General features: G+C 68.5%; 1 protein-coding gene. It reads left to right on the forward strand.

All coding sequences use genetic code 11. From position 1 onward, the window contains the following. Window positions 1-180 precede the first annotated feature (180 nt). Complete coding sequence (locus AB0B90_RS38600; protein ID WP_362926867.1) at window positions 181-1752, forward strand: IS4 family transposase; 1572 nt, start codon at window positions 181-183, stop codon at window positions 1750-1752. The last annotated feature ends 15 nt before the right edge of the window (window positions 1753-1767 follow it).

Consider the following 1767-nt stretch of genomic DNA (forward strand, 5'->3'; position numbering starts at 1 on the left):
CCCAAGGCCGGGTAGTTAGAGCCTGGAGCTGCGGCGCAAGGGCGTCTCACAGAGTGAACGGGGCATGAACGAAGGAGCGGAGCTCCGGTAGAAGGGCTTTCGACCAAGATCGCTCTTCGTGAGGAGACTCCGCTGTCCGCAAAGTCTGCCATCACCCGTCGTGTCACGGTAGCCGAGGGCGTGTTCGCGCCAGGGCACCTCGGGGAGCTGACCGCGCTGGTGCCGTTCGAGCTGGTCGACGCGGTGTTGGACGAGACCCGAACCGTGCAGCGCCGCCTGCGGGACCTACCCTCACGGGTCGGCGTCTACTTCCTGCTGGCGATGTGCCTGTTCCCGGAGATCGGCTACCGGCTGGTCTGGCAGAAGCTGACGACGGGCCTGGCCGGGCTGGTGGTGGTGACACCGACCGCCAAAGCTCTGCGTGACCTGCGTCGACGGGTCGGCAGCGTGTCGATGCGCCGATTGTTCGAGGTCGTGTCCGGGCCGTTGGCCGGGCGTCGAACACCAGGTGCGAGGTTCGGCGCCTATCGCCCGGTCTCCTTCGATGGCTGCAGCTCGCTGAAGGCCCCCGACACCGCCCGTAACCAGGCATGGCTCGGCTCGGTCGGGCACGGCGGTTACCCCCTGCTGGAGCTGATGACGCTGGTGGAGACCGGCACCCGCGCCGTGATCGGCGCAGTCTTCGGCCCGACCAGCGAGGGCGAGACGAGCTATGCCCGGCGACTGTTACACCTACTGACCCCGGACATGCTGGTGTTGTGGGACAAGGGCTTCGACAGCAACGACTTCCTGGCCGAGGTGAGGGCCACCGGCGCGCAGGTCCTGGGCCGACTGCGCGGTAACCGGCGCACTCCCATCCTGCGCCGGCTCGGCGACGGCTCCTATCTGTCGGTGATCGGCGCTGTCCAGATGCGCATCATCGAGGCGCGCATCACCGTGACCTGCGCGGACGGAACCGTCTTCGCCGGCTCCTACCGGCTGGCCAGCAGCCTGGTCGACGCCGACCGCTACCCGGCCGCGGCCCTGGTCGACCTCTACCACCAGCGGTGGGAACACGAATCGGCCTACTACGCCCTCCGTCACACGATCATGAACGGCCGCGTCCTGCGCTCCGGCGACCGCCCCGGCCTGGAACAGGAGATGTGGGCCCTGCTCACGCTCTACCAACTGCTGCGCACGGTGATGGTGGACGCGGCCGAGTCCCGCCCCGGCACCGACCCCGACCGCTGCTCCTTCACCATCGCCTTCCAGACCGCCCGCGACCAAGTCCTCCAGGCCACCGGTGTGATCACCGACGGGACGGACCTGGTCGGCGCCATTGGCCACGCCACCTTGACCGCCCTGCTCCCACCACGCCGCCCGCGCGTGAGCACCCGCAAGGTCAAGTCACCCATGTCCCGTTACAAAGAACGCCTCCCCGACGGCAGACCCGATCGCAGCCGCGCCGTCACCAGCCTCGATATCACCCTCCTCGATCCCCCGCCCACACTCCCCACCGCCTCCCGCGACGACCGGCACACCACCCCGAACAAGCGCCGCCACCACCGCGTCCTGACACTGATCCACGAACATCCCGACCGGCTCTGGCACCCCCGCGACATCGCCCTCCACCTCGGCGACATCACCCTGAACACGATGTATCGGCAGCTGTCTCGCTGGGCCGAACGCGGCCTCATCCGCAAGATCGGCCACGGCATCTACACCGCGACCACGGCTTCGCCCGGCCCCTTGCCAGCAGGCCAGAAACCCTAACTACCCGGCCTTGGG

Source organism: Streptosporangium sp. NPDC049078 (assembly GCF_040648855.1).
GTDB lineage: Bacteria > Actinomycetota > Actinomycetes > Streptosporangiales > Streptosporangiaceae > Streptosporangium.